Raw genomic sequence first — 20,136 nt, 5'->3', positions numbered from 1 at the left:
CTACTTCACTGCTTCGCTACTTCACTTCAGGCTGCAGCACCGGCTGCGCACGCCGATACCAAACCGCGTACACGACCGACAGCGCGATCAGGAACGGAATGCCGAAGATCAGCGTCATGTGGAATTCGACCGTGAAGTAGGTCGTCACCATCACCGCGAGCATCAGGCCCGCGCCAAGCAGCGTCAGCAGCGGAAAGCCGCGCATCCGGAATGCGGCCGCAGGCAGGCCGAGCGCCGCGCGGCGCCGCCGGAAGCAATAATGCGTGACGAAGATCATCATCCACGTGAACAGCGCGCCGAACATCGACACCGCCATCATGATCGTGAACGACGCGTCCGGATACAGCACGCTCAGCACCGTCGCGAGCGCGATGCCGAGCGTCGACAGCATCAGTGCGCCGAACGGCACGCCGCGCGCGTTCACTTCGCCGAGCGCCTTCGGCGCATGCCCCGCGCGCGACAGGCTGAACATCATCCGCGTCGTGATGTAGAGCTGGCTGTTCATCGCGGACAGCGCGGCAACCAGCACGACGAAGTTGATCAGCCCGGCCGCGCCCGGCAGGTGGATTGCCTCCATCACCTTCACGAACGGGCTTTCGTCACGCCCCGCCGCCGTCCACGGAACGATCGCGAGCATCAACGCGAGCGTGACGAGATAGAACAGCACGAGCCGCACGATCGTCGAACGGAACGCACGCGTGACCGCGTGCTCGGGATCCTCCGCTTCGCCGGCCGCGACCGCGATCATCTCGATGCTCAGGTAGCTGAAGATCGACACGATCACCGCAACCCACATCCCCCACAGGCCCTTCGGGAAGAAGCCGCCGTGATCCGTGTAATGGTGGAAGCCCGCGCGTGTCGCGCCGTCGCCGACCAGCCCCGGATTGCCGAACACGACATACGCGCCGAGCACGATGAAGCCGGCGATCGCCGCGATCTTCACGACCGAGAAGCCGTATTCGACCGCGCCGAACACGTCGACGCTGCGCGCGTTGACGAACACCAGCAGCGCCGAGAAACCGACGATCCACAGCCATCCCGGCACACCGGGGAACCAGTACTTCATGTACAGCGCGATCGCGGTGACTTCGGTGCCGACCGCGAGCACGATGCACGCCCAGTACGCGTAGCGCACGAGGAACCCGGCCCACGGGCTCACGTAGTGTTCGGCGTACGCGCCGAACGAGCCGGATGTCGGGTGCGCGACCGTCATCTCGGCGAGACAGCCCATCAGCAGCAGCGAGATGAACGCGCCGATCGCGTAGCTGACGAGCACGCTCGGGCCCGCGAAGCCGATCGCGAAGCCACTGCCGAGAAAAAGACCGGTGCCGATCGCGCCGCCGATCGCGATCATCGCCATCTGCCGTGCGGAAAGCGTGCGGCGCAGGCCTTGCTCGCGCGCCGCGATGTGCTGGAATTGCCCTTCAGGTTGCATTGAATGACCTCGTTCGAAAGCGATTGTCTGGTCGAAGCGCCGATGGCGCGCGGCACGGCGCCGGTCCAGCCGGCCGCCGCGCGCCGCGCGCTCAGAACATGTGGCGCACACCGGCCGCGATGCCCGTCTGGTTGCCGCGACCCGGCATCTCGGTGAACGCGCCGCCCGTGACGCGGTTGTAGTCGACCGTCGCATAAACCTGCGTCGCCTTCGACAGCGCGTACTCGGCCTCGATCACGCCCGTATAGCGCTTGCCGCCGTTGCCGGCGATGCCGTTGACGTTGCGGATGTCGTCGTAGTACGCGACGCCCGTCACCGACACGGCCGGCGTGACCTTGACGCTCGCGCCCGTGTAGAAGATCGCGTCGCGGCGCGGGTTGTCCGCGAATGACCCGTAGCTCACCTGACGGCCCGGCGCGTTCAGCAGCGCCTCGTCGAGCACGCCCGAACGGTCGATGCCGCCGAGATAACCGGCATACAGCGTCGCCGCGCCGAACGCGTAGCGCGCGCCCGCACCCCACGCCTGCTGCGCGCGGCTCTTCAGGTCGCGCACCTGCTGGTACGTCGCGCCGACCATCAATCCGCCCTGCGTGTACGACACGTGCGTGCCCCAGTATGCATTCGCGCCCAGGCTGCCCGCGACGCCGCCGATGCCGTAGCTCGCGCCGACGTTCAGCCCGCCGAACGTGCCGTCGTAGCTGACGACGTTGCTCGCGCGGCCTTGCGTGAGGAAGTACGGCCACATGTTGGCCGTGTAGTTGCCGACCGTCAGCGGATCGAGGTCGCCGAACAGGTTGAACGCCTCGGTCGCCTGGCGGCCGAGCTTCACGGTACCCCAGTCGCTCGCGAGGCCGACATACGCATAGCGGCCGAACAGCGCGCCGTCGAGCTGCCCGTTCTGCGGCTCGAAGCCGCTCTCGAGCCGGAAGATCGCCTGCAGCCCGCCGCCGAGCGCTTCGCTGCCCTTCAGCCCCCAGCGGCTGTTCGTGATCGCGCCGTTGGTCATCTGCACGCTCGCGTCGTTCGACGCGTCGGCATGCGTCGTGTAGCGGATGCTCTGGTCGACGATGCCGTACAGCGTCACGTTGCTCTGCGCCATCGCGCCGCTCGCGGCGAGCGTGCCCGCCATCATTGGCAGTGCGAATCGATAAATCCTCTTCATGTTCTCCTCCAGTCCTGTTCTCGTTTCTCGATGATTGTGGTAACTGCCACCGCGCAACGCGGTGTTCCTGCTAGGTGCGCGCCGCGGGCAGCGCGACGTACGCGACAAGCTCGACGCGCATCGCCGGATGCGCGAAACCCTGCACGCCGACACACGTACGGTTCGGATACGGTTCGCGGAAGTGACGCCGATATTCGGCGTCGAATTCGGGCATCGCCTTCACGTCGGACAGGTAGACGAGCACCTGCGCGACATCGTCCATCGTCGCGCCGGCCGCCGCGACGGCCTTCGCGAGATTCGCGAGCGTGATGCGCGCCTGCTCGGCCATCGTGTCGCCGACGATCGTGCCGGACGCATCGACCGGCCCGTGACCGGTAAACATCAGCCCGCCCGCACGGGTTGCCCACGAGAACGGTTGCGCGAGCTGCGGCAAGTCGACCGGGATCGTTTCAGCCATCGTGTCCTCCTTCGGATCGGGATCGGGAAGCTCAGGCGGCCCGGCGCGACGCGCCACCGAGCACGTCGGCGATCGCGTTCGCGACATGGTCGACGTTCGCGTCGTTCAGGCCCGCGATGCACATGCGGCCCGAGCGCAGCAGATAGACGCCGTGCGATGCCCGCAGCCGGTCGACGTCGGCCGCGCCGATGCCCGTGTAGCTGAACATGCCGCGCTGCGTGACGAGCGCGTCGAACGCGCGTGCCGGCAGGCGCGTATCGAGCCGCGCCTTCAGTTCGCCGCGCATCCGCTTGATGCGCGTGCGCACCTGCGCGACTTCGTCTTCCCAGCACGCGCGCAGCGCGTCGTCGTTCAGCACCGTCGACACGAGCTGCGCACCGAACAGCGGCGGGCTCGAATAGGTGCGGCGCACGCCCGCCTGCAACTGGCTCAGCACCGTCGCGGCCTCGCCCGCGTTCGCGCAGACGATCGACAACCCGCCGACGCGCTCGCCGTACAGCGAGAAGTTCTTCGAGAACGAGTTGCCGACGATCGCGGGCAGCCCCGCATCGACGATCGCGCGCACGGCCCAGGCGTCGTCGGCGAGACCGTCGCCGAAACCCTGGTACGCCATGTCGAGGAACGGAATCAGCCCGCGCCGCGCGAGCACGTCGATCACCGCGCGCCATGCATCGCGATCGAGGTCGAGCCCCGTCGGGTTGTGACAGCACGGCTGCAGCAGCACGACGCTGCGCGCGGGCAACGCGTCGAGCGTCGCGAGCATCGCGTCGACGCGGATGTCGTTGCGCGCTTCGTCGTAATACGGATACGTGTGCACGTCGAGGCCGGCCGCCGAGAAGATCACGCGGTGGTTGTCCCACGTCGGGTCGCTGATCCAGATCGCGCTGTCGGGGAAATAGCGCTTCACGAATTCCGCACCGAGCCGGATCGCACCCGATCCGCCGAGCGTCTGCAGCGTCGCGATGCGCCCTTCCGCGAGCGCCGCGCAATCGTCGCCAAACACGAGACGCTGCACGCCCTGCCGGTAGGCGGCGAGCCCTTCCATCGGCAGATACGTATGCGGCGCACCGGCTTCGCGCACGCGCCCGGCCGCGATGCGCGTGCTGTCGAGCGCCGGAATCCGGCCCGCGTCGTCATAGTAGAGGCCGATGCTCAGGTTGACCTTGTGCGGATGCGCATCCTGCTGGAACGCCTGGAACAGCGACAGGATCGGATCGCCCGGATAGGCGGGAATGTGTTCGTACATGGCGGAATGACGGTAAAGGTTGAAGGCGGCGGCACGACCGGCGGCATCGCGTTGCGTCAGGCCGTGCGATCGAGACATGGGGCGCATGTTATCGAGGACGAAATAGAATGAGCTTCATTTTTCGATGACGAACCGGCTCGATTGCAGTAGAGTCTGCGATTCCCATCTCAAAATTCACCGGATTCTGCGAAATGGCTCTGGATCGAACCGACATGCGGATCCTCCGACACCTCGAACGTGACGGACGCATCAGCAATCAGGACCTCGCGAACGCGGTCGCGCTGTCGCCGTCGGCATGCCTGCGGCGCGTGAAGCTGCTCGAGGAACGCGGCGCCATTTCGGGGTATCGCTGCGCGATCGAGCCGAAGAAGGTCGGCGTCGCGTTCGAGGCGCTCGTGCATGTATCGATGCGGCCGGACGTGCCCGAGTGGCACGACCGGTTCGTCGAGGCGATCCAGCAGTGGCCGGAAGTCATCGCGGCACAGATCGTCACGGGCGGATCGAACTACGTGCTGACGGTTCGCGCGCGCGACCTCGATCACTATTCGGACTTCGTGATCAACCGGCTGCACCGCGCGGCAGGCGTGATGTCGATCAACTCGAGCATCGTGCTCGCGACGCTCAAGCGCGACGGGTCGATCCTCGATCTCGTCGATCCGTCGACGGCCGGCTGACGGATCGTTGCGTGAGCCTGAAAAAAATTTGCAGAAAGGGCTTTACGAACCCCAAAAGCTCTGACATAATTTCAGCTTCTTTGGGCGGTTAGCTCAGCGGTAGAGCACTGCCTTCACACGGCAGGGGTCACTGGTTCGATCCCAGTACCGCCCACCAAAGAATTCAAGGGCCTGCGTCTCACGACGCAGGCCCTTTTCGTTTTGGCGCCCGGCATACGCTGCCCGCCCATCTCGACAGGCGGCATACCGCCGACACGAATCCGTTGCTTCGAACTCGACCAGCAGGCTCGCTGCAGTTGCTGGCACCTTCATGTGACCTGCAGGATATCGATGCCGGCCCGGCAAACTCGTTGAAGCCGTGCGATTTCCCGACAATAGCGAGATACCGCCAATCGAAATCCTCCTCAAGAACAACCTTGCGCAAATGTTGCCTGACAACTGATGCGGCGCAGTTCGCCAAACACGAATAGCTTGTGTCGGCGATACAAATCAGACAAATCGACCAGCAGTCGCAAAACGCCCTATTTCTTCGCCAAACAAGCACCGCTGGACCGGCGTCATCCACCTTCCGGCATCCGCACAATGCTCGGATATTTCATTCAACCCATCACCCTGCTTTCGGCACGAAAGAACGAAAATTGCCAGCGTAATTTTTGGTAATTTATATGTAACATCTGCCGAAATACGGATGCATAGAATCGTTGCGCCATATAACAGCCGGCCGAATCGGCATCGCATTCAGGCACGGAATCACGACTTGCGATGGTGAGCTGGCGATAGAGATTGCACACCCATGTCATCAGAGAAGAATGACTACACACTGTGGCTTACCGGCCTGAGCGGCGCCGGCAAGTCAACCCTCTCGCGCGAAATTGCCAGGCAGTTGCGCGCGCGCAATATTCCGACATGCATACTTGACGGAGACGAATTGCGGGCGGGCGTTTCTCCCGATCTCGGCTTCACGCGAGAAGATCGCACCGAAAACTGTCGTCGCACCGCCGAAATCGCGAAATTGCTCAATGCCCAGGGTTTTACGGTAATCGTCGCGCTGATCTCGCCTTACGAAGCCGACCGGCAGCGGGCACGGCAAATTGTCGGTGAGGACCGGTTCGTCGAGGTCTACTTGAAAACCGATATCGCGACCTGTTCCGCACGTGATCCGAAGAAGCTTTACGCAAAAGCGATCACCGGCCAGACGACGCAATTTACCGGCATCTCGGATCCATACGAAGTACCAACCGCTCCCGATCTCATCGTTGAAACGGGAACGATGGATATCGCTTCTTCGGTAGCGCTCGTCATGGATTTCGAGCGGCAGCGATTCACGCACGCATAATCCCGGTCCGTCGTCATTGCGCATCCGGGCTGCGCCCTGTTCACTTCCCGGCGATCGGACCGGCCTCAAAGGCCGACCCGGGAACGCCGGTCAGGGTCGCCGGAACCTCACGCCTGTCCGGCCCGCCGGAATTCATCGAATCCCCGTCGATCATGACGCACCGCGCTGCCGCATGATTGCGGCCGCACGCGCGTCGCGTAAATCGTCGCGCGACTACCCCACCCGCTCCGCCGTCGCGTCGAACGCGCGCGTCGCCTTGTCGACGATCTCGTCGACCTCCGCCTCGCGGACCACGAGCGGCGGCGACAGCAGCATCCGGTCGCCGGTCGCGCGCATGATCAGGTTGCCGTTGAAGCAGAAGTCGCGGCAGATCGTACCGATATCGACATCCGCACCGAACCGCTCGCGCCGGCCGCGGTCGCGCGCAAGCTGAACGCCGGCGACCAGCCCCGTTCCCGCAATCTCCCCGACGATCGGATGGTCGCCCAGCGCGTCGCGCAGCCGGCGCTGGAAATACGGCCCGATGTCGTTCTTCACGCGCTCGACGATGCCTTCGTCGCGCAGCAGCTTCAGGTTCGCGACCGCGACAGCCGCCGCGACCGGATGGCCCGAGTACGTGAGGCCGTGGTTGAATTCGCCGTTGTCGATGATCGGCCGCGCCACCCGCTCGTGAATGCCGACCGCGCCCATCGGCACATAACCCGACGTGAGGCCCTTCGCCATCGTGATCAGGTCCGGCTCGAAGCCGAAGTGCTGGTGTGCGAACCATTCGCCGGTGCGGCCGAAGCCGCCGATCACCTCGTCGGCGGCCAGCAGGATGTCGTACTTGCGGCAGATCCGCTGGATTTCCGGCCAGTACGTCGACGGCGGGAAGATCACGCCGCCCGCGCCCTGGAACGGCTCGCCGATGAACGCCGCGACGTTCTCCGCGCCGAGTTCGAGAATCTTCGCTTCGAGCTGCTGCGCACGCGCGAGGCCGAACGCTTCGGGCGTCTCGCCCGGCTGCGCTTCGCCGAAGAAATACGGTTGGTCGATATGCACGATGTGCTCGACCTTCGACGGCATCTGCTCGTGCATGTAGCCCATCCCGCCGAGCGTGGCGCCCGCGATCGTCGAGCCGTGATAGCCGTTCTTGCGCGAGATCACGTACTTCTTCTGCGGCTTGCCCTGCACGCGCCAGTACTGATGCACGAGGCGCAGCACGGTGTCGTTGCCTTCCGAGCCGCTGTTGCAGTAGAAGAAGTGGTTGAAACCGGCAGGCGTGACTCCCGCGAGCATCGCGGAAAGCTCGATCACCGGCGGGTGCGTCGTCTTGAAGAAGGTGTTGTAGAACGGCAGTTCCTGCATCTGGCGATACGCGGCATCGGCGAGTTCCTTGCGGCCGTAGCCGACGTTCACGCACCAGAGGCCGGCCATCCCGTCGATGACCTTGTTGCCGTCCGAGTCCCACAGGTAGACGCCGTCGGCCTTCACGATCACGCGGCTGCCCGCGCGGTTCAGCGCGCCCATGTCCGAGAACGGGTGGATATGGTGCGCGGCGTCGAGCGCGCGGTATTCGGCGGTCGTGTGCGCGGCCGGTCGCGGTGAAACGGCTTCGTTTCGATCGGTCATGTTTCCTCCGTAAAACCGTGCCGCACGCTCATACGTGCAGCAGCAGATGCCGGCGTTCCCACGAGCTGATCACGCGGAAGAACGCTTCGTATTCGGTTTCCTTCAACGCCAGGTAGGCCTTCACGAACTTGTCGCCGAGGATGCCGGCGAGCGGCTCGCACGCGGCCATCAGCGAGATGCCTTCCTCGAGATTGCGCGGCAGCTGGTACGGCAGGTTGTAGCCGTCCGATGCGATCGGCTCGGTCGGCGCAAGCTGCTGCGTCATGCCGAGATAGCCGGCGGCGAGCGTCGCCGCGAACGCGAGGTACGGGTTGCAGTCGACGCCCGGAATCCGGTTCTCGATGCGTCGCGCCACCGGGCTCGACTGCGGGATGCGGAAGCCGACCGTGCGGTTGTCGTAACCCCACTGCACGTTGATCGGCGCGGCCATGAAGCGCGACAGCCGGCGATACGAGTTGATGTACGGCGCGAAGATCGGCATCAGCGCAGGCGTGTATTTCTGCAGCCCCGCGAGGTAGTTGTAGAACATCGACGTCGCGCCGCCGGTTTCCTGCGACGTGAACAGGTTCAGGCCCGTTTCCTCGTCGACGATGCTCTGGTGCACGTGCATCGCCGAACCCGGCTCGTTTTCCATCGGCTTGGCCATGAACGTCGCGTACATGTTGTGACGCAGCGCGGCCTCGCGCACCGTGCGCTTGAACAGGAACACCTGGTCGGCCAGCGGCAGCGCGTCGCCGTGCACGAAGTTGATCTCCATCTGCGCGGCGCCGACTTCGTGGATCAGCGTCTCGATATCGAGGCCCTGCATCTCGCAGTACTCGTAGATGTCCTCGAACAGCGGATCGAACTCGTTGACGGCCTCGATCGAATACGACTGGCGGCCGGTCTCCGCACGCCCCGTGCGACCGACGGGCGGACGCAGCGGCAGGTCGGGATCGGCGTTCATGTCGACCAGATAGAACTCGAGCTCCGGTGCGACCACGGGTTTCCAGCCCTTCGCGTTGTACAGGTCGAGCACGCGGCGCAGCACGTAGCGCGGCGAGATCTCGACCGGCGAGCCGTCGAAGTGCACGCAATCGTGGATCACCTGCGCGGTCGGGTCGACGGCCCACGGGATCAGGCGGATCGTCGACTCGTCGGGCACGCACACCATGTCGGGATCGGTCACGCCGGTCAGCGAGCCGTCTTCCGGATATTCGCCGGTGACGGTCTGCACCATCACGGCCTGCGGCAGCCGCATCGATTCGCCGGATTCGAATTTGTTGCGCGGGATGATCTTGCCGCGCGCGATGCCGGCCATGTCGGGAATGATCGCCTCGACCTCGGTGATGCGATGTTGTCGCAGGAATTCGCTCAGTTCGGGTTGCATGATCGGCCTCTTTCAGTCGACGTCGGATGCGGCCGGCGACGGCGTCGCGCCGCCGGCCGCATGAATGCGGTGCGTCATGTGCGCGCGGCACGCCGCGCCGAATGCCGCGAAGATGTCGCGCGACAGCGGCTGTTCCGCGAAGCGCCATTCGGGATGCCACTGCACGCCGAGCGCGAACGCGCGCGCGCCACGCACGCTGACGGCCTCGACCAGTCCGTCGGGCGCGCTCGCTTCGACGACGAGCCCCGCGCCGAGACGCGCGATGCCCTGGTCGTGCAGCGAATTGACCATCGCGTCGTGCGCACCGCGCGCGACACGCTGCAGCAGCCCGCCCGGCGCGAGCTGCACGACGTGCGAGGGGCCGTACTGCCGTTCGAGCGGATCGGCCAACCGTTCGCGATGGTCGTCGAAGCCGGTCGTCGCGTGCAGCCGCTGATGCAGCGTGCCGCCGTACGCGACGTTCAGTTCCTGCATGCCGCGGCAGATCGCGAGCACCGGCACGCCCGCGTCGATCGCCGCGCGGATCAGCGGCAGCGCGGTCGCATCGCGCGCGGGATCGTGCAGCGTGTCGGGCGCGCTCGCGGCGCCGCCGTAATGATGCGGCTCGACGTTCGAATAGCTGCCGGTAAACAGCAGCCCGTCGACCGCCGCGACAATCGCGTCGGCCGGCTGGCGCGCGCCGAGCGCGGGCAGCACGAACGCAAGCGCGCCTGCGCCGTCGACGAGCGCGGCAAGGTACTTCTCGCCCGCCGTGTGGCTCGGATGCGCGCCGCGCAGGATGCGGTCGGCGGTGACGGCTACGATCGGGCGAGCACGCATGGGCGCCTCTCCGGAGATCGCGCGCAGCTCGTTCGCGCGCGGGACGATGAAGGTCCGCGGTTGCGCCGCACGTGCGCGCCAAGATGCGACGCATGCGCGATCCCGCCGCGCGGACGATGCGGCAACAGGCGGTGCGGCCCGGGACGAAAGCGGAAAGGGACGCTAGGGCAACAAGGATGCGCTGCCGTCGCACTGCACCGCGCTGAACACGTGCGCGGTCACGAGGTTGTAGCGGCGCAGGCCGCGATGGGAAACAGCGAAGAAGCGAGGCTCGCGTAACGGGGCGGCACGCGTGCCGCGATCAGCATGCCGGATCGGCCCGGCCTGAGGCGGCGCGCCCGCCGACGGACTTCGCGTCCGGCGTATCGAAGGGCTGGCGGCTTTCAAGATCGTACTCGACTGACTGACGGATGCAGGACACGTGTCGCGATGAAGCACGTGCGGCAATGCCGCGCGGCGACACGTCGGCAAGGTGTGTCGCAACGGTTTCCGGTGCGGTGCGGCCACGATCGATGGCTCCGCCGCCGGTGCGCGCGCGACGACTTCCTGACATTCAGCTTATATCACCTAAGAATTGCGTCAAATTTTCGGGTGCCGATGACGATATCGATCAGACAAAAAAAACGGCATCGATCGCCGGGATCGATGCCGTGTTGTGCATTGCGTCGGTGCGCACGCTACATGCCGACGGGCTGCCGCCCATTGCTCCGCCGCGCCGCCGCAAGCGGGCGGCCCGTGCTCAGCGATGCGCGAGCGCGGTTTCGACGAGCGTCTGCAGCAGCGGCACGATCCGCGCTGCACGCGCTTCGTCGTACGCGTAGGGGCGCGTCTCGTCCATGTAGGTGATCTGCGACAGCTCGAGCTGCACGGCTTCGACACCGGTATGGGGCACGCCGTAGTGACGCGTGATGTAGCCACCCTTGAAGCGCCCGTTCGCGACGGCCGTATAACCGCCATGTGCGAGCACGCGCTCGGCCAGCGCCTCCGCGAGGCCCGGTGCTGCGCTCGCGCCGCCCGACGTGCCGAAGTTGAAGTCCGGCAGGCGGCCTTCGAAGAAGCGCGGCACATGCGAGCGGATCGAATGCGCTTCCCACACGAGCACGCGACCGTGCTCGCGCTTCAGGCGCGCGACTTCGCTTTGCAGCGCGTCGTGATACGGGCGCCAGTAAAGGTCGCGGCGACGCATGATCTCGTCGTTGCCGGGCAGTGCGTTCGCCGGATACAGCGGCGCCTTGTCGAACGTATCGACCGGCACGAGCCCCGTCGTGTCCTGCCCCGGATACAGGTTCTCGTTATCGGGTGGACGGTTCAGGTCGACGACGTAACGCGCATGCGACGGCACGAGAATCGATGCGCCGAGGCTCGCCGCGAACCCGTACAGCCGCTCGAGATGCCAGTCGCAGTCGTCGACGAAGCGCGCGTCGGGCGTCATCGTCGCGGCGATGTCGTCGGGGATGTGCGTGCCTGCGTGCGGAATCGAGATCAGCAGCGGCAGTGTGCCCTGCTTCAGCGTGAATACAGCCGGTTGTTCAGTCATGTCGCATCACCGTTAGAGTCTGCCGGCGCACGCATGCGGCGTGCGCCGGTTGCCGCGCGTCAGCGCAGCAGTTGCGCCAGCGCGGCGCGGTAGTCGGCATACGCGACGGCTTCGTCGCGATGGCGGCGGCCGCTCACGACGCACTCGCCGCCCGTATAGACGTCGAGCACGGGTGTCTCGCCGTGCTCGGCGAACACGACGCCCGACAGCCAGGATGCGCTGCCGTGTTCGGCGATCGCCGGATGATCGGGATCGAGCACGAGCCAGTCGGCGCGGCAGCCTTCGCGCAGCGCACCGACGCGCCGCCCGCTTGCCTGCGCGCCGCCTGCGAGCGATGCGTCGAACAGGCGATCGGCGACATGCGCCTGCGTGTCGCTCGCCAGCACGTTGCGCGCGCGGTGCACGAGCCGCTGCCCGTATTCGAGCAGGCGCAGCTCCGCGCGCCAGTCGACCGACGCGTGGCTGTCCGAGCCGACGCCGATCACGCCGCCCTGCGCGAGATAGTCGACGGCCGGGAACACGCCGTCGCCGAGGTTTGCTTCGGTCGTCAGGCACAGGCCGGCGACCGCGCGACGCTTCGCGAGCGCTGCCGTTTCAGCCGCGTCGATGTGCGTCGCGTGCACGAGGCACCAGCGCGCATTGACGTCGAAGCGATCGAGCAGCCATTGCACGGGGCGCGCCCCGTATGTACGGACGCAGTCGTCGACTTCGGCCGTCTGCTCGGCGATATGGATATGCACGGGCGCGTCGTCGGGCAGCCCGTCGAGCAGCGCGCGCAGCCCGTTCTCGGACACCGCGCGCAGCGAGTGCGGCGCGACGCCGTAGCGCAGCCCGCCGTGCTCGGGCGCGGCGCGACGCATGGCGTCGAGCAGTTCGAGCAGGCCTTCGGGCGTGTTGATGAAGCGGCGCTGGTCGTCGCGCGGCGGCTTGTTGCCGAAGCCCGCGAACTGGTACGACACGGGCAGCATCGTGATGCCGATGCCGGCCGAGCGTGCGGCGTCGACCACGCGCGTGCCGAGTTCCGCGATCTGCGGATAGCGCGAACCGTCCTGCGCGTGATGCACGTAGTGAAATTCGCACACCGACGTGTAGCCGCACTTGAGCATCTCGACATACAGCCAGCGCGCGACCGCCGCGAGTGCGTCGGGCGTGATCTTCAGCGCGAATCGGTACATCAGGTCGCGCCAGCTCCAAAAGCTGTCGGCGGGATTCGCGCGGTATTCGGTGAGCCCTGCCATCGCGCGCTGGAACGCGTGCGAATGCAGGTTCGGCATGCCGGGCAACACCGGCCCGGCCGCGCGCGCGACGCCTGCCGGCGCGTCGGTGTCGGGCGTCACTTCGGTCAGCGTGCCGGTTGCGTCCCAGCGCAGCAGCACGTTGCGGCGCCAGCCATCGGGCAGGTAGGCATGGTCCGCGAACAACATCGAGTTGGTCATTCCGAGTCCTTGTCGACCGGACTTAGCGCTTCAGCGCTTAGTCCAGTCCCATGCAAAGCGTCGACCGGACCAGGCACTTGAGCACCCGGCCCGATCCCACGAAAGTTATCCGTTCATCCGGCGAAACACGGTCGTGCCGCCGCGCACGACCCGCTCGCACAGCGGCCGGCCAATCCAGTAGGCGAGCTCCGACAGCGAACCGACCGACCACGCGGCGAAGTCGGCCTGACGCCCGACCTCGAGCGCACCGTGCCGATCCGCGCGGCCGAGCGCCGCGGCCGCATGGCGCGTGACGCCCTGCAGTACCTCGGGCACCGTCATGCGGAACAGCGTGCAACCCATGTTCAGCGTCAGCAGCAGCGATTCGAGCGGCGACGTGCCCGGGTTGTGATCGGTCGCGAGCGCGATCGGCACGCCGTGCTTGCGCAACAGCGCGATCGGCGGCATTTGCGTTTCGCGGATGAAGTAGTACGCGCCGGGCAGCAGCACGGCGACGGTACCGGCCGCCTTCATCGCCTCGATACCGGCTTCGTCGAGAAATTCGAGGTGGTCGGCGGACAGTGCGCGATAGCGCGCGGCGAGTGCCGTGCCGCCCGCGTTCGACAGTTGCTCCGCATGCAGCTTCACGGGCAAACCGCGCCGCGTCGCGGCTTCGAACACGCGCTCGGTCTGCGCGAGCGAAAAGCCGATGCGTTCGCAGAACACGTCGACCGCGTCGACGAGCCCCTCGTCGGCCAGCGTCGGCAGCATCCGTTCGCACACTTCGTCGATGTACGCATCCGCGCGGCCCGCATATTCGGGCGGCAGCGCATGCGCGCCGAGGAAGGTCGTGTAGACGGTGACCGGGAAGCGCTCGCCGAGCTGGCGCGCGACGCGCAGCATCTTGCGCTCGCTCGCGAGGTCGAGCCCGTAGCCCGACTTGATCTCGATCGCGGTCACGCCTTCGGCGAGCAGCGGCTGCAGGCGCGCCGCGGCCTGCACGAACAGCGTCGTCTCGTCGGCCGCGCGCGTCGCGCGCACCGTCGACACGATCCCGCCGCCTTGCCGCGCGATTTCCTCGTAGCTGACGCCCGCGAGGCGCTGCGCGAATTCGTCGGCGCGCGCGCCGCCGTATACGAGGTGCGTATGGCAGTCGACGAGGCCCGGCGTCACCCACGCGCCGTGCAGATCCTCGCGCTGCCAGTGCGCATGAGCGTGCGGCAGCGCGGACAACGCGCCGAGCCAGACGATCGTGCCGGTTTCGTCGACGGCGATCGCCGCGTCGTCGATTGTCTCGTCGGGATGGCCATGCGGACACAGCCTCAGGTGATGCCAGACAGTCGGTTTCATGCGTTCAGCCTCGTTCGCCGACGGTGAGCGAGGCGGCAAGCAGCGCGCCGCCCCCGCTCACGACGACGTCAAACGCACGCCGCGACCCGTCAAGCCGCAGCGTGTCCATTTCTTCCAGTGCGTAGTGCGTGCCGTCGATTTCGACGCCGACCGCACCGGCCGCGCAAAACAGCAGCACGGTATCGGCACGCTCGATGCGGTGTGCGCCTGCGCGCCATACGTCGAGCGCGCCGCGCGCGGCCGAACGGCGCGTCATCAGGTTGAAGTCGCGTGTCGCGCCGTCGTGCAGCGTCGCGTTGATCACCGTCTCGCCCGCGAAATCCGCGCGCGTCAGCGGCGTATCGAGCACGTGGCGTGCACCGCCCGCTTCGGCGAGCGTCATGCCGGCGCCGGACAGCAGCACGAGCGTGCGGTCGATCCCGTCGAAACGCGAGAACGGCCCGGCCGTGCCGACATCCGCGACGCTCACGCGCCACGCGAATGCGTCGAGCGCGGCGCCAGGAGGGAATGCACCGATCTCGCGCGTCACGCCGCCGCCGTTCTTCCACGGCGACGCGACGAGATCCGCTGCGCGGATCATTGTCGCGTTCACCGGCGCCTGGTCGAGCGCCGTCATGCTCAGCGGCCGAGCATCGGCAGCTTCAGGCCGGCTTCGCGGGCCGTCTGCTGCGCGAGTTCGTAGCCGGCATCCGCATGGCGCATCACGCCCGTCGCCGGGTCGTTCAGCAGCACGCGGCCGAGACGCTCGTGCGCTTCGGCGGTACCGTCGGCGACGATCACGACGCCCGAGTGCTGCGAGAAGCCCATGCCGACACCGCCGCCATGGTGCAGCGACACCCACGATGCGCCGCCTGCCGTGTTCAGCAGTGCGTTCAGCAGCGGCCAGTCGCTGACCGCGTCCGAACCGTCCTTCATCGATTCCGTCTCGCGATTCGGGCTTGCGACCGAACCGGTGTCGAGGTGGTCGCGGCCGATCACGATCGGTGCCTTCAGTTCGCCGCTCTTCACCATCTCGTTGAACGCCTGGCCGAGGCGGTAGCGATCCTTCACGCCGACCCAGCAGATCCGTGCGGGCAGGCCCTGGAACGCGATGCGCTCGCGTGCCATGTCGAGCCAGTTGTGCAGGTGCGGATCGTCGGGGATCAGCTCCTTCACCTTCTGGTCGGTCTTGTAGATGTCTTCCGGATCGCCGGACAGCGCGACCCAGCGGAACGGGCCCTTGCCTTCGCAGAACAGCGGGCGGATGTACGCCGGCACGAAGCCCGGGAAGTCGAACGCGTTCTCGACGCCCATTTCCAGCGCCATCTGGCGGATGTTGTTGCCGTAGTCGAGCGTCGCCGCGCCGCGGTCCTGCAGCGCCAGCATCGCACGCACCTGAACGGCCATCGACTGCTTCGCGACCTTCACGATGCTCTGCGGATCGACCTTCTGCGCTTCGCGCCATTGCGCGACGGTCCAGCCCTGCGGCAGGTAGCCGTTGATCGGGTCGTGCGCGCTCGTCTGGTCGGTCACGCAGTCCGGCGTGATGCCGCGCTCGACGAGTTCCGCGAACACGTCGGCCGCGTTGCCGAGCAGGCCGATCGACACGGGCTTGCCCGTGCGCTTCGCTTCGTCGATCATGCCGAGCGCCTCGTCGAGCGTCGTCGCCTTCTTGTCGACATAGCGCGTCTTCAGGCGGAAGTCGATGCGCGTCTCGTCGCATTCGACCGCGATCATCGAGAAGCCGGCCATCGTCGCGGCGAGCGGCTGCGCGCCGCCCATCCCGCCCAAGCCGCCCGTCAGGATCCAGCGGCCCGACGGATCGCCGTTGAAGTGCTGGTTCGCGACCGAGAAGAACGTTTCATAGGTGCCCTGCACGATGCCCTGGCTGCCGATGTAGATCCAGCTGCCGGCCGTCATCTGGCCGTACATCATCAGGCCCTTGCGGTCGAGCTCGTGGAAGTGATCCCACGTCGCCCAGTGCGGCACGAGGTTCGAGTTCGCCAGCAGCACGCGCGGCGCATCCTTGTGCGTGCGGAACACACCGACCGGCTTGCCCGATTGAATCAGCAGCGTCTCGTTCTCTTCGAGATCCTTCAGCGACGCGAGGATCTGGTCGTAGCATTCCCAGTTGCGCGCGGCGCGGCCGATGCCGCCGTACACGACGAGCGCGTGCGGGTGCTCGGCGACTTCCGGATCCAGGTTGTTCTGGATCATCCGGTAGGCCGCTTCGGCCAGCCAGGTCTTGCAGGTCTTCTCGCTGCCGCGCGGCGCGCGGATCGTGCGCGTCGGATCGAGACGGGGATCGATGTGTTTCGGATGGTTCATGACGACTGCTCCCGAAGGAAAATGAATATCAAATAGGAATCAGAAATGCCCGGTGAAGCGATAACGGCTGCCGGGGTGCCACAGATTCGCCACCGAGGCGACGACGCCCTGCGACCAGGTGCGCCGATGTAAAACCAGACACGGCTCGACGTCGTCCATCCGCAGCTGCTCGCGCCGCTCCGGCGCCGGGGCCGCCGCTTCGATCCGGTACTCGACGCGCTGCAGCGGAGCCGCGCGCATCAGGTACAGGTTCGGCGTCGTGTTCGTGAAATCCTGCTCGGCGTAATCCGGCGCGACCGCCGGATTCACCCATCGTTCTTCGAGCTGCACCGGCTCGTCGTTCTCGAAGTGCAGCACCAGCGAATGAAACAGCTTCGCGCGCACGGCCACCTGCATCTCGTCGGCAAGCGCCTCGTCGGCGCGGATCGTCTCGAGACCGAGCACGCTGGCGTGGTACGCATGCCCGCGCGCGCCGACCTCCTCCGAGATGCTGCGGATCGCCACCAGCGTCGATTCGTACTTCGGCCGCGCAACGTAAGTGCCCGCGCCCTTCATGCGCGTGAGCACCTGCTCGGCCGTCAACTCGCGCAGCGCGCGGTTGACGGTCATGCGCGCAACCTTGAATTCGCGCGCCAGCTCGTTCTCGGACGGCACCTGGTCGCCCTCCTCCCACTCGCCGGCGTGGATGCGGCCCAGGATGAAATCCTTGATCTCCTGGTAGACCGGCGCGCTCATGGGCTTACTGTTCCGATGCGAACGAGAACGGGCTGATCTTCGCGAACGCGCGCTCGCCGACGAGCTTCGCGATCGCTGCGATGTCCGGCGCGAAGTAGTGGTCGAGCTCGTAGTGCGCAACCTTGCCGCGGATCGCTTCCATCGCGGGCGTCAGCTTCGGGCTCGTGTGATACGGCGCGCGCAGGTCGACGCCCTGCGCGGCGGCCAGCAGTTCGATCGCGAGGATGTGCTTCGTGTTGTCCGCGATGTCGGCGAGCTTGCGCGCGGCGAACGTCGCCATCGACACGTGGTCTTCCTGGTTCGCCGAGGTCGGCAGCGAGTCGACCGACGCCGGGTGGGCAAGCGTCTTGTTTTCCGACGCCAGCGCGGCGGCCGTCACGTGCGCGATCATGAAGCCCGAGTTCACGCCGCCGTCCCGCACGAGGAACGGGGGCAGGCCCGACAGCGTCGCGTCGATCAGCAGCGCGATGCGGCGCTCGGCCAGCGCGCCGATTTCCGCCGCGGCGAGCGCGAGGTTGTCGGCTGCGAACGCGACCGGCTCCGCATGGAAGTTGCCGCCCGACAGCACTTCGCCGGTGTCCGGGAAGATCAGCGGGTTGTCCGACACGGCATTCGCTTCGATCAGCAGCACGTCGGCCGCATGGCGCATCTGGTCCAGGCACGCGCCCATCACCTGCGGCTGGCAGCGCAGGCTGTACGGATCCTGCACCTTGTCGCAGTCGCGGTGCGACTGGTTGATCGGCGAGCCATCGAGCAGGTCGCGGTACGACGCGGCCGCGTCGATCTGGCCTTGATGGCCGCGCAGTTCGTGGATGCGCGCGTCGAACGGCTTCACCGAGCCGGCGGCCGCGTCGACCGACAGCGCACCCGCGACGAGCGCGGTGCGGTACAGGTCTTCGATCGAGAACATGTTGTCGAGCGCCAGCGCCGTGGATGCCTGCGTGCCGTTCAGCAGCGCGAGGCCTTCCTTCGCCTGCAGCGTCAGCGGCGCGAGGCCCGCGACGCGCAGACCGTCGAGCGCGCTGGCACGCTCGCCGCGGATGAACACTTCGCCGACGCCGAGCAGCACGGCCGACATGTGCGCGAGCGGCGCGAGGTCGCCCGATGCGCCGACCGAGCCCTTCACCGGGATCAGCGGCAGCACGTCCGCGTTGAACAGCTTGATCAGCGCGTCCATCACTTCGCGGCGGATGCCCGAGTGGCCGCGGCCGAGGCTCGACAGCTTCAGCGCCATCAGCAGGCGCACCGACGAACGCGCCATCGGCTCGCCGACACCGACCGCGTGCGACAGCACGAGGTTCTTCTGCAGCAGCTCGAGCTGGTCGTGCGGGATGTGCGTGCTGGCCAGGCGGCCGAAGCCCGTGTTGATGCCGTAGGCCGGCTCGCCCTTCGCGGCGATGTCGGCGACGGCCTTCGCGCCGGCGTCGATCTTCGCGAAGCTGGCCGGGTCGAGCGTCAGTTGCACGGATTCGCGTGCGATCCGGCGCAGTTGCGGGAGGGTCAGGTGGCCGGGGGTCAACGTAATCATGTGAGCAATCCTGTCTAGACAAGTTCGGAATGGATTGAAGTGTAGCCACCCGAACTTGTCTAGACAACCCGTTTTTCACCGATTTCGACTTGGGAGTTTCCCTGATGTCCGGCGCGGCCCGCCGGACCGACTGATGTGGCCCGTTCTTTAACATATGTTGCGTTTATTTTATTTTTGTCAACATACGGATCACCATTCGACAAGGAGATCCCCGTCATGAACATCCCGCCTCGGTTCGCCGCCCTGTTCGGCCGCAGCCTGCTCGTCGCCGCGTGCTCGCTCGCGTGCGGCGCGTCACTCGCCGCCGAGCCGCTATCGGGCACGCTCGAGAAGATCCGGCAGAACAACCTGATCTCGATCGGCCATCGCGAAACGTCGGTGCCGTTCTCCTATGTCGACGCGAGCGGCAAGGTGATCGGCTTCTCGCAGGACCTGTGCGATCGCGTGATCGCCGCGGTGAAGGCGCGCACCGGCAAACCCGACCTGCAGGTGCGCTTCGTCCCCGTCACGTCGCAGAACCGCATCCCGCTCGTGCAGAACGGCACCGTCGACCTCGAATGCGGCGTGACCACGAACCTCGCCGCGCGCCATGCGCAGGTCGCGTTCTCGACCACGTTCTTCGTCGCGACGACGCGCCTGCTCACGCGCACGACGTCGGGCATCCGCGATTTTCCCGACCTCGCCGGCAAGACGGTCGTGACGAACCAGGGCACGACGTCCGAACGCCTGCTGCGCAAGATGAACGAGGAAAAGAAGATGAACATGCAGATCATCAGCGCGAAGGACTACGGCGAAGGACGCCTCACGCTCGAATCGGGCCGCGCGGCCGCGTACATGATGGACGACGTGCTGCTCGCGGGCGTGCGCCAGCTCGCCGCGAAGCCGGGCGACTGGCAGATCGTCGGCACGCCGCAGTCGTCGGAAGCCTACGGGTTCATGCTGCGCAAGGACGATCCGCAGTTCAAGGCACTCGTCGACGGCGTACTCGTGCAACTGATGAAGCGCGGCGAGATCGACGCGCTGTACGACAAGTGGTTCATGAAGCCGGTGCCGCCGAAGGGGCTGACGTTCGACTTCCCGATGAGCGACGTGATCAGGGCGCGCTACGCGGCGCCGAACGACGCGCCGCTCGAATGAGCGCCGCTCGCTGACGCC

The 20,136-nt window shown here is 66.6% G+C and carries 17 protein-coding genes and 1 tRNA gene; 4 read left to right on the top strand and 14 right to left on the bottom strand.

The genetic code is table 11. The features are described from left to right. Positions 1 to 16: 16 nt before the first annotated feature. From OEJ37_RS19005 to OEJ37_RS18990, 4 genes are all read right to left on the bottom strand, one after another. Complete coding sequence (locus OEJ37_RS19005; RefSeq protein ID WP_174422057.1) at positions 17 to 1,435, bottom strand: amino acid permease; 1,419 nt, start codon at positions 1,433 to 1,435, stop codon at positions 17 to 19. A gap of 91 nt (positions 1,436 to 1,526) precedes the next feature. Then, positions 1,527 to 2,597 carry a porin gene (locus tag OEJ37_RS19000; RefSeq protein WP_411859272.1) on the bottom strand — a complete coding sequence of 357 codons (1,071 nt, stop codon included), beginning with the start codon at positions 2,595 to 2,597 and terminating at the stop codon, positions 1,527 to 1,529. A gap of 70 nt (positions 2,598 to 2,667) precedes the next feature. After that, positions 2,668 to 3,054, bottom strand: a complete 387-nt coding sequence (locus OEJ37_RS18995; protein WP_072437246.1) for a RidA family protein — start codon at positions 3,052 to 3,054, stop codon at positions 2,668 to 2,670. 31 nt (positions 3,055 to 3,085) lie between these two features. Beyond that, positions 3,086 to 4,300, bottom strand: coding sequence for an amino acid aminotransferase (locus tag OEJ37_RS18990; protein WP_263345106.1), 1,215 nt, complete (start codon positions 4,298 to 4,300; stop codon positions 3,086 to 3,088). 191 nt (positions 4,301 to 4,491) lie between these two features. Here OEJ37_RS18990 and OEJ37_RS18985 point away from each other — a divergent pair, with 191 nt between their 5' ends. From OEJ37_RS18985 to cysC, 3 genes are all read left to right on the top strand, one after another. Beyond that, on the top strand, positions 4,492 to 4,974 hold the full coding sequence (locus OEJ37_RS18985; protein ID WP_174422059.1) for an Lrp/AsnC family transcriptional regulator: 483 nt from the start codon (positions 4,492 to 4,494) through the stop codon (positions 4,972 to 4,974). Positions 4,975 to 5,056: 82 nt separating this feature from the next. After that, positions 5,057 to 5,131, top strand: a tRNA-Val gene (locus tag OEJ37_RS18980). Between the two features lie 636 nt (positions 5,132 to 5,767). Beyond that, on the top strand, positions 5,768 to 6,310 hold the full coding sequence (gene cysC, locus OEJ37_RS18975) for an adenylyl-sulfate kinase (protein ID WP_263345105.1): 543 nt from the start codon (positions 5,768 to 5,770) through the stop codon (positions 6,308 to 6,310). A gap of 213 nt (positions 6,311 to 6,523) precedes the next feature. Here cysC and OEJ37_RS18970 read toward each other — a convergent pair whose 3' ends face one another. The 10 genes from OEJ37_RS18970 to hutH all read right to left on the bottom strand — a co-directional run bounded on the left by OEJ37_RS18970 (position 6,524) and on the right by hutH (position 18,981). Further along, positions 6,524 to 7,921 (bottom strand): aspartate aminotransferase family protein, encoded by a 1,398-nt coding sequence (locus tag OEJ37_RS18970; protein ID WP_263345104.1) that lies wholly within the window; start codon positions 7,919 to 7,921, stop codon positions 6,524 to 6,526. Between the two features lie 28 nt (positions 7,922 to 7,949). Then, on the bottom strand, positions 7,950 to 9,290 hold the full coding sequence (locus OEJ37_RS18965) for a glutamine synthetase family protein (protein WP_263345103.1): 1,341 nt from the start codon (positions 9,288 to 9,290) through the stop codon (positions 7,950 to 7,952). Positions 9,291 to 9,302: 12 nt separating this feature from the next. Then, on the bottom strand, positions 9,303 to 10,109 hold the full coding sequence (locus tag OEJ37_RS18960; RefSeq protein ID WP_263345102.1) for a gamma-glutamyl-gamma-aminobutyrate hydrolase family protein: 807 nt from the start codon (positions 10,107 to 10,109) through the stop codon (positions 9,303 to 9,305). Positions 10,110 to 10,848: 739 nt separating this feature from the next. After that, positions 10,849 to 11,646 (bottom strand): N-formylglutamate deformylase, encoded by a 798-nt coding sequence (hutG, locus tag OEJ37_RS18955; protein ID WP_263345101.1) that lies wholly within the window; start codon positions 11,644 to 11,646, stop codon positions 10,849 to 10,851. A 59-nt stretch (positions 11,647 to 11,705) separates the two neighbouring features. After that, positions 11,706 to 13,082: a formimidoylglutamate deiminase gene (locus tag OEJ37_RS18950; protein WP_263345100.1), complete on the bottom strand. Its 1,377-nt coding sequence runs from the start codon at positions 13,080 to 13,082 to the stop codon at positions 11,706 to 11,708. Positions 13,083 to 13,187: 105 nt separating this feature from the next. Further along, positions 13,188 to 14,411 carry an imidazolonepropionase gene (hutI, locus tag OEJ37_RS18945; RefSeq protein WP_174422293.1) on the bottom strand — a complete coding sequence of 408 codons (1,224 nt, stop codon included), beginning with the start codon at positions 14,409 to 14,411 and terminating at the stop codon, positions 13,188 to 13,190. A 4-nt stretch (positions 14,412 to 14,415) separates the two neighbouring features. Continuing rightward, a complete protein-coding gene (locus tag OEJ37_RS18940; RefSeq protein WP_263345099.1) occupies positions 14,416 to 15,027 on the bottom strand; it encodes a HutD family protein in 612 nt (203 codons plus the stop codon). Between the two features lie 2 nt (positions 15,028 to 15,029). Further along, the gene (gene hutU, locus OEJ37_RS18935; protein ID WP_263345098.1) at positions 15,030 to 16,718 is read right to left on the bottom strand and encodes a urocanate hydratase; all 1,689 of its coding nucleotides are present in this window, start codon (positions 16,716 to 16,718) and stop codon (positions 15,030 to 15,032) included. Between the two features lie 39 nt (positions 16,719 to 16,757). Then, entirely contained in the window at positions 16,758 to 17,453 is a 696-nt protein-coding gene (hutC, locus tag OEJ37_RS18930) for a histidine utilization repressor (protein ID WP_174422246.1), read from the bottom strand. A 4-nt stretch (positions 17,454 to 17,457) separates the two neighbouring features. Further along, positions 17,458 to 18,981 (bottom strand): histidine ammonia-lyase, encoded by a 1,524-nt coding sequence (hutH, locus tag OEJ37_RS18925; RefSeq protein ID WP_263345096.1) that lies wholly within the window; start codon positions 18,979 to 18,981, stop codon positions 17,458 to 17,460. A 216-nt stretch (positions 18,982 to 19,197) separates the two neighbouring features. On the opposite strand from hutH, the gene OEJ37_RS18920 reads away from it, so the two are divergent. Beyond that, positions 19,198 to 20,118, top strand: a complete 921-nt coding sequence (locus OEJ37_RS18920) for a glutamate/aspartate ABC transporter substrate-binding protein (protein ID WP_174422244.1) — start codon at positions 19,198 to 19,200, stop codon at positions 20,116 to 20,118. Positions 20,119 to 20,136: the final 18 nt, after the last annotated feature.

The organism is Burkholderia sp. BKH01, assembly GCF_025685725.1.
In the GTDB taxonomy this organism is placed as follows: Bacteria; Pseudomonadota; Gammaproteobacteria; order Burkholderiales; family Burkholderiaceae; genus Burkholderia; species Burkholderia pyrrocinia_C.
This window is presented reverse-complemented; position numbering and strand designations above follow the sequence as displayed.

Bases quoted from the DNA above. Each gene is read 5' to 3' on its own strand.
- OEJ37_RS18940 (WP_263345099.1), bottom strand. From the start codon at position 15,027: ATGACGGCGCTCGACCAGGCGCCGGTGAACGCGACAATGATCCGCGCA.
- hutH (WP_263345096.1), bottom strand. From the start codon at position 18,981: ATGATTACGTTGACCCCCGGCCACCTGACCCTCCCGCAACTGCGCCGG.
- hutU (WP_263345098.1), bottom strand. From the start codon at position 16,718: ATGAACCATCCGAAACACATCGATCCCCGTCTCGATCCGACGCGCACG.
- OEJ37_RS18990 (WP_263345106.1), bottom strand. From the start codon at position 4,300: ATGTACGAACACATTCCCGCCTATCCGGGCGATCCGATCCTGTCGCTG.
- OEJ37_RS18970 (WP_263345104.1), bottom strand. From the start codon at position 7,921: ATGACCGATCGAAACGAAGCCGTTTCACCGCGACCGGCCGCGCACACG.
- hutC (WP_174422246.1), bottom strand. From the start codon at position 17,453: ATGAGCGCGCCGGTCTACCAGGAGATCAAGGATTTCATCCTGGGCCGC.
- hutG (WP_263345101.1), bottom strand. From the start codon at position 11,646: ATGACTGAACAACCGGCTGTATTCACGCTGAAGCAGGGCACACTGCCG.
- OEJ37_RS18985 (WP_174422059.1), top strand. From the start codon at position 4,492: ATGGCTCTGGATCGAACCGACATGCGGATCCTCCGACACCTCGAACGT.
- OEJ37_RS18995 (WP_072437246.1), bottom strand. From the start codon at position 3,054: ATGGCTGAAACGATCCCGGTCGACTTGCCGCAGCTCGCGCAACCGTTC.
- OEJ37_RS18965 (WP_263345103.1), bottom strand. From the start codon at position 9,290: ATGCAACCCGAACTGAGCGAATTCCTGCGACAACATCGCATCACCGAG.
- OEJ37_RS18950 (WP_263345100.1), bottom strand. From the start codon at position 13,082: ATGACCAACTCGATGTTGTTCGCGGACCATGCCTACCTGCCCGATGGC.
- OEJ37_RS18920 (WP_174422244.1), top strand. From the start codon at position 19,198: ATGAACATCCCGCCTCGGTTCGCCGCCCTGTTCGGCCGCAGCCTGCTC.
- hutI (WP_174422293.1), bottom strand. From the start codon at position 14,411: ATGAAACCGACTGTCTGGCATCACCTGAGGCTGTGTCCGCATGGCCAT.
- cysC (WP_263345105.1), top strand. From the start codon at position 5,768: ATGTCATCAGAGAAGAATGACTACACACTGTGGCTTACCGGCCTGAGC.
- OEJ37_RS19000 (WP_411859272.1), bottom strand. From the start codon at position 2,597: ATGAAGAGGATTTATCGATTCGCACTGCCAATGATGGCGGGCACGCTC.
- OEJ37_RS18960 (WP_263345102.1), bottom strand. From the start codon at position 10,109: ATGCGTGCTCGCCCGATCGTAGCCGTCACCGCCGACCGCATCCTGCGC.
- OEJ37_RS19005 (WP_174422057.1), bottom strand. From the start codon at position 1,435: ATGCAACCTGAAGGGCAATTCCAGCACATCGCGGCGCGCGAGCAAGGC.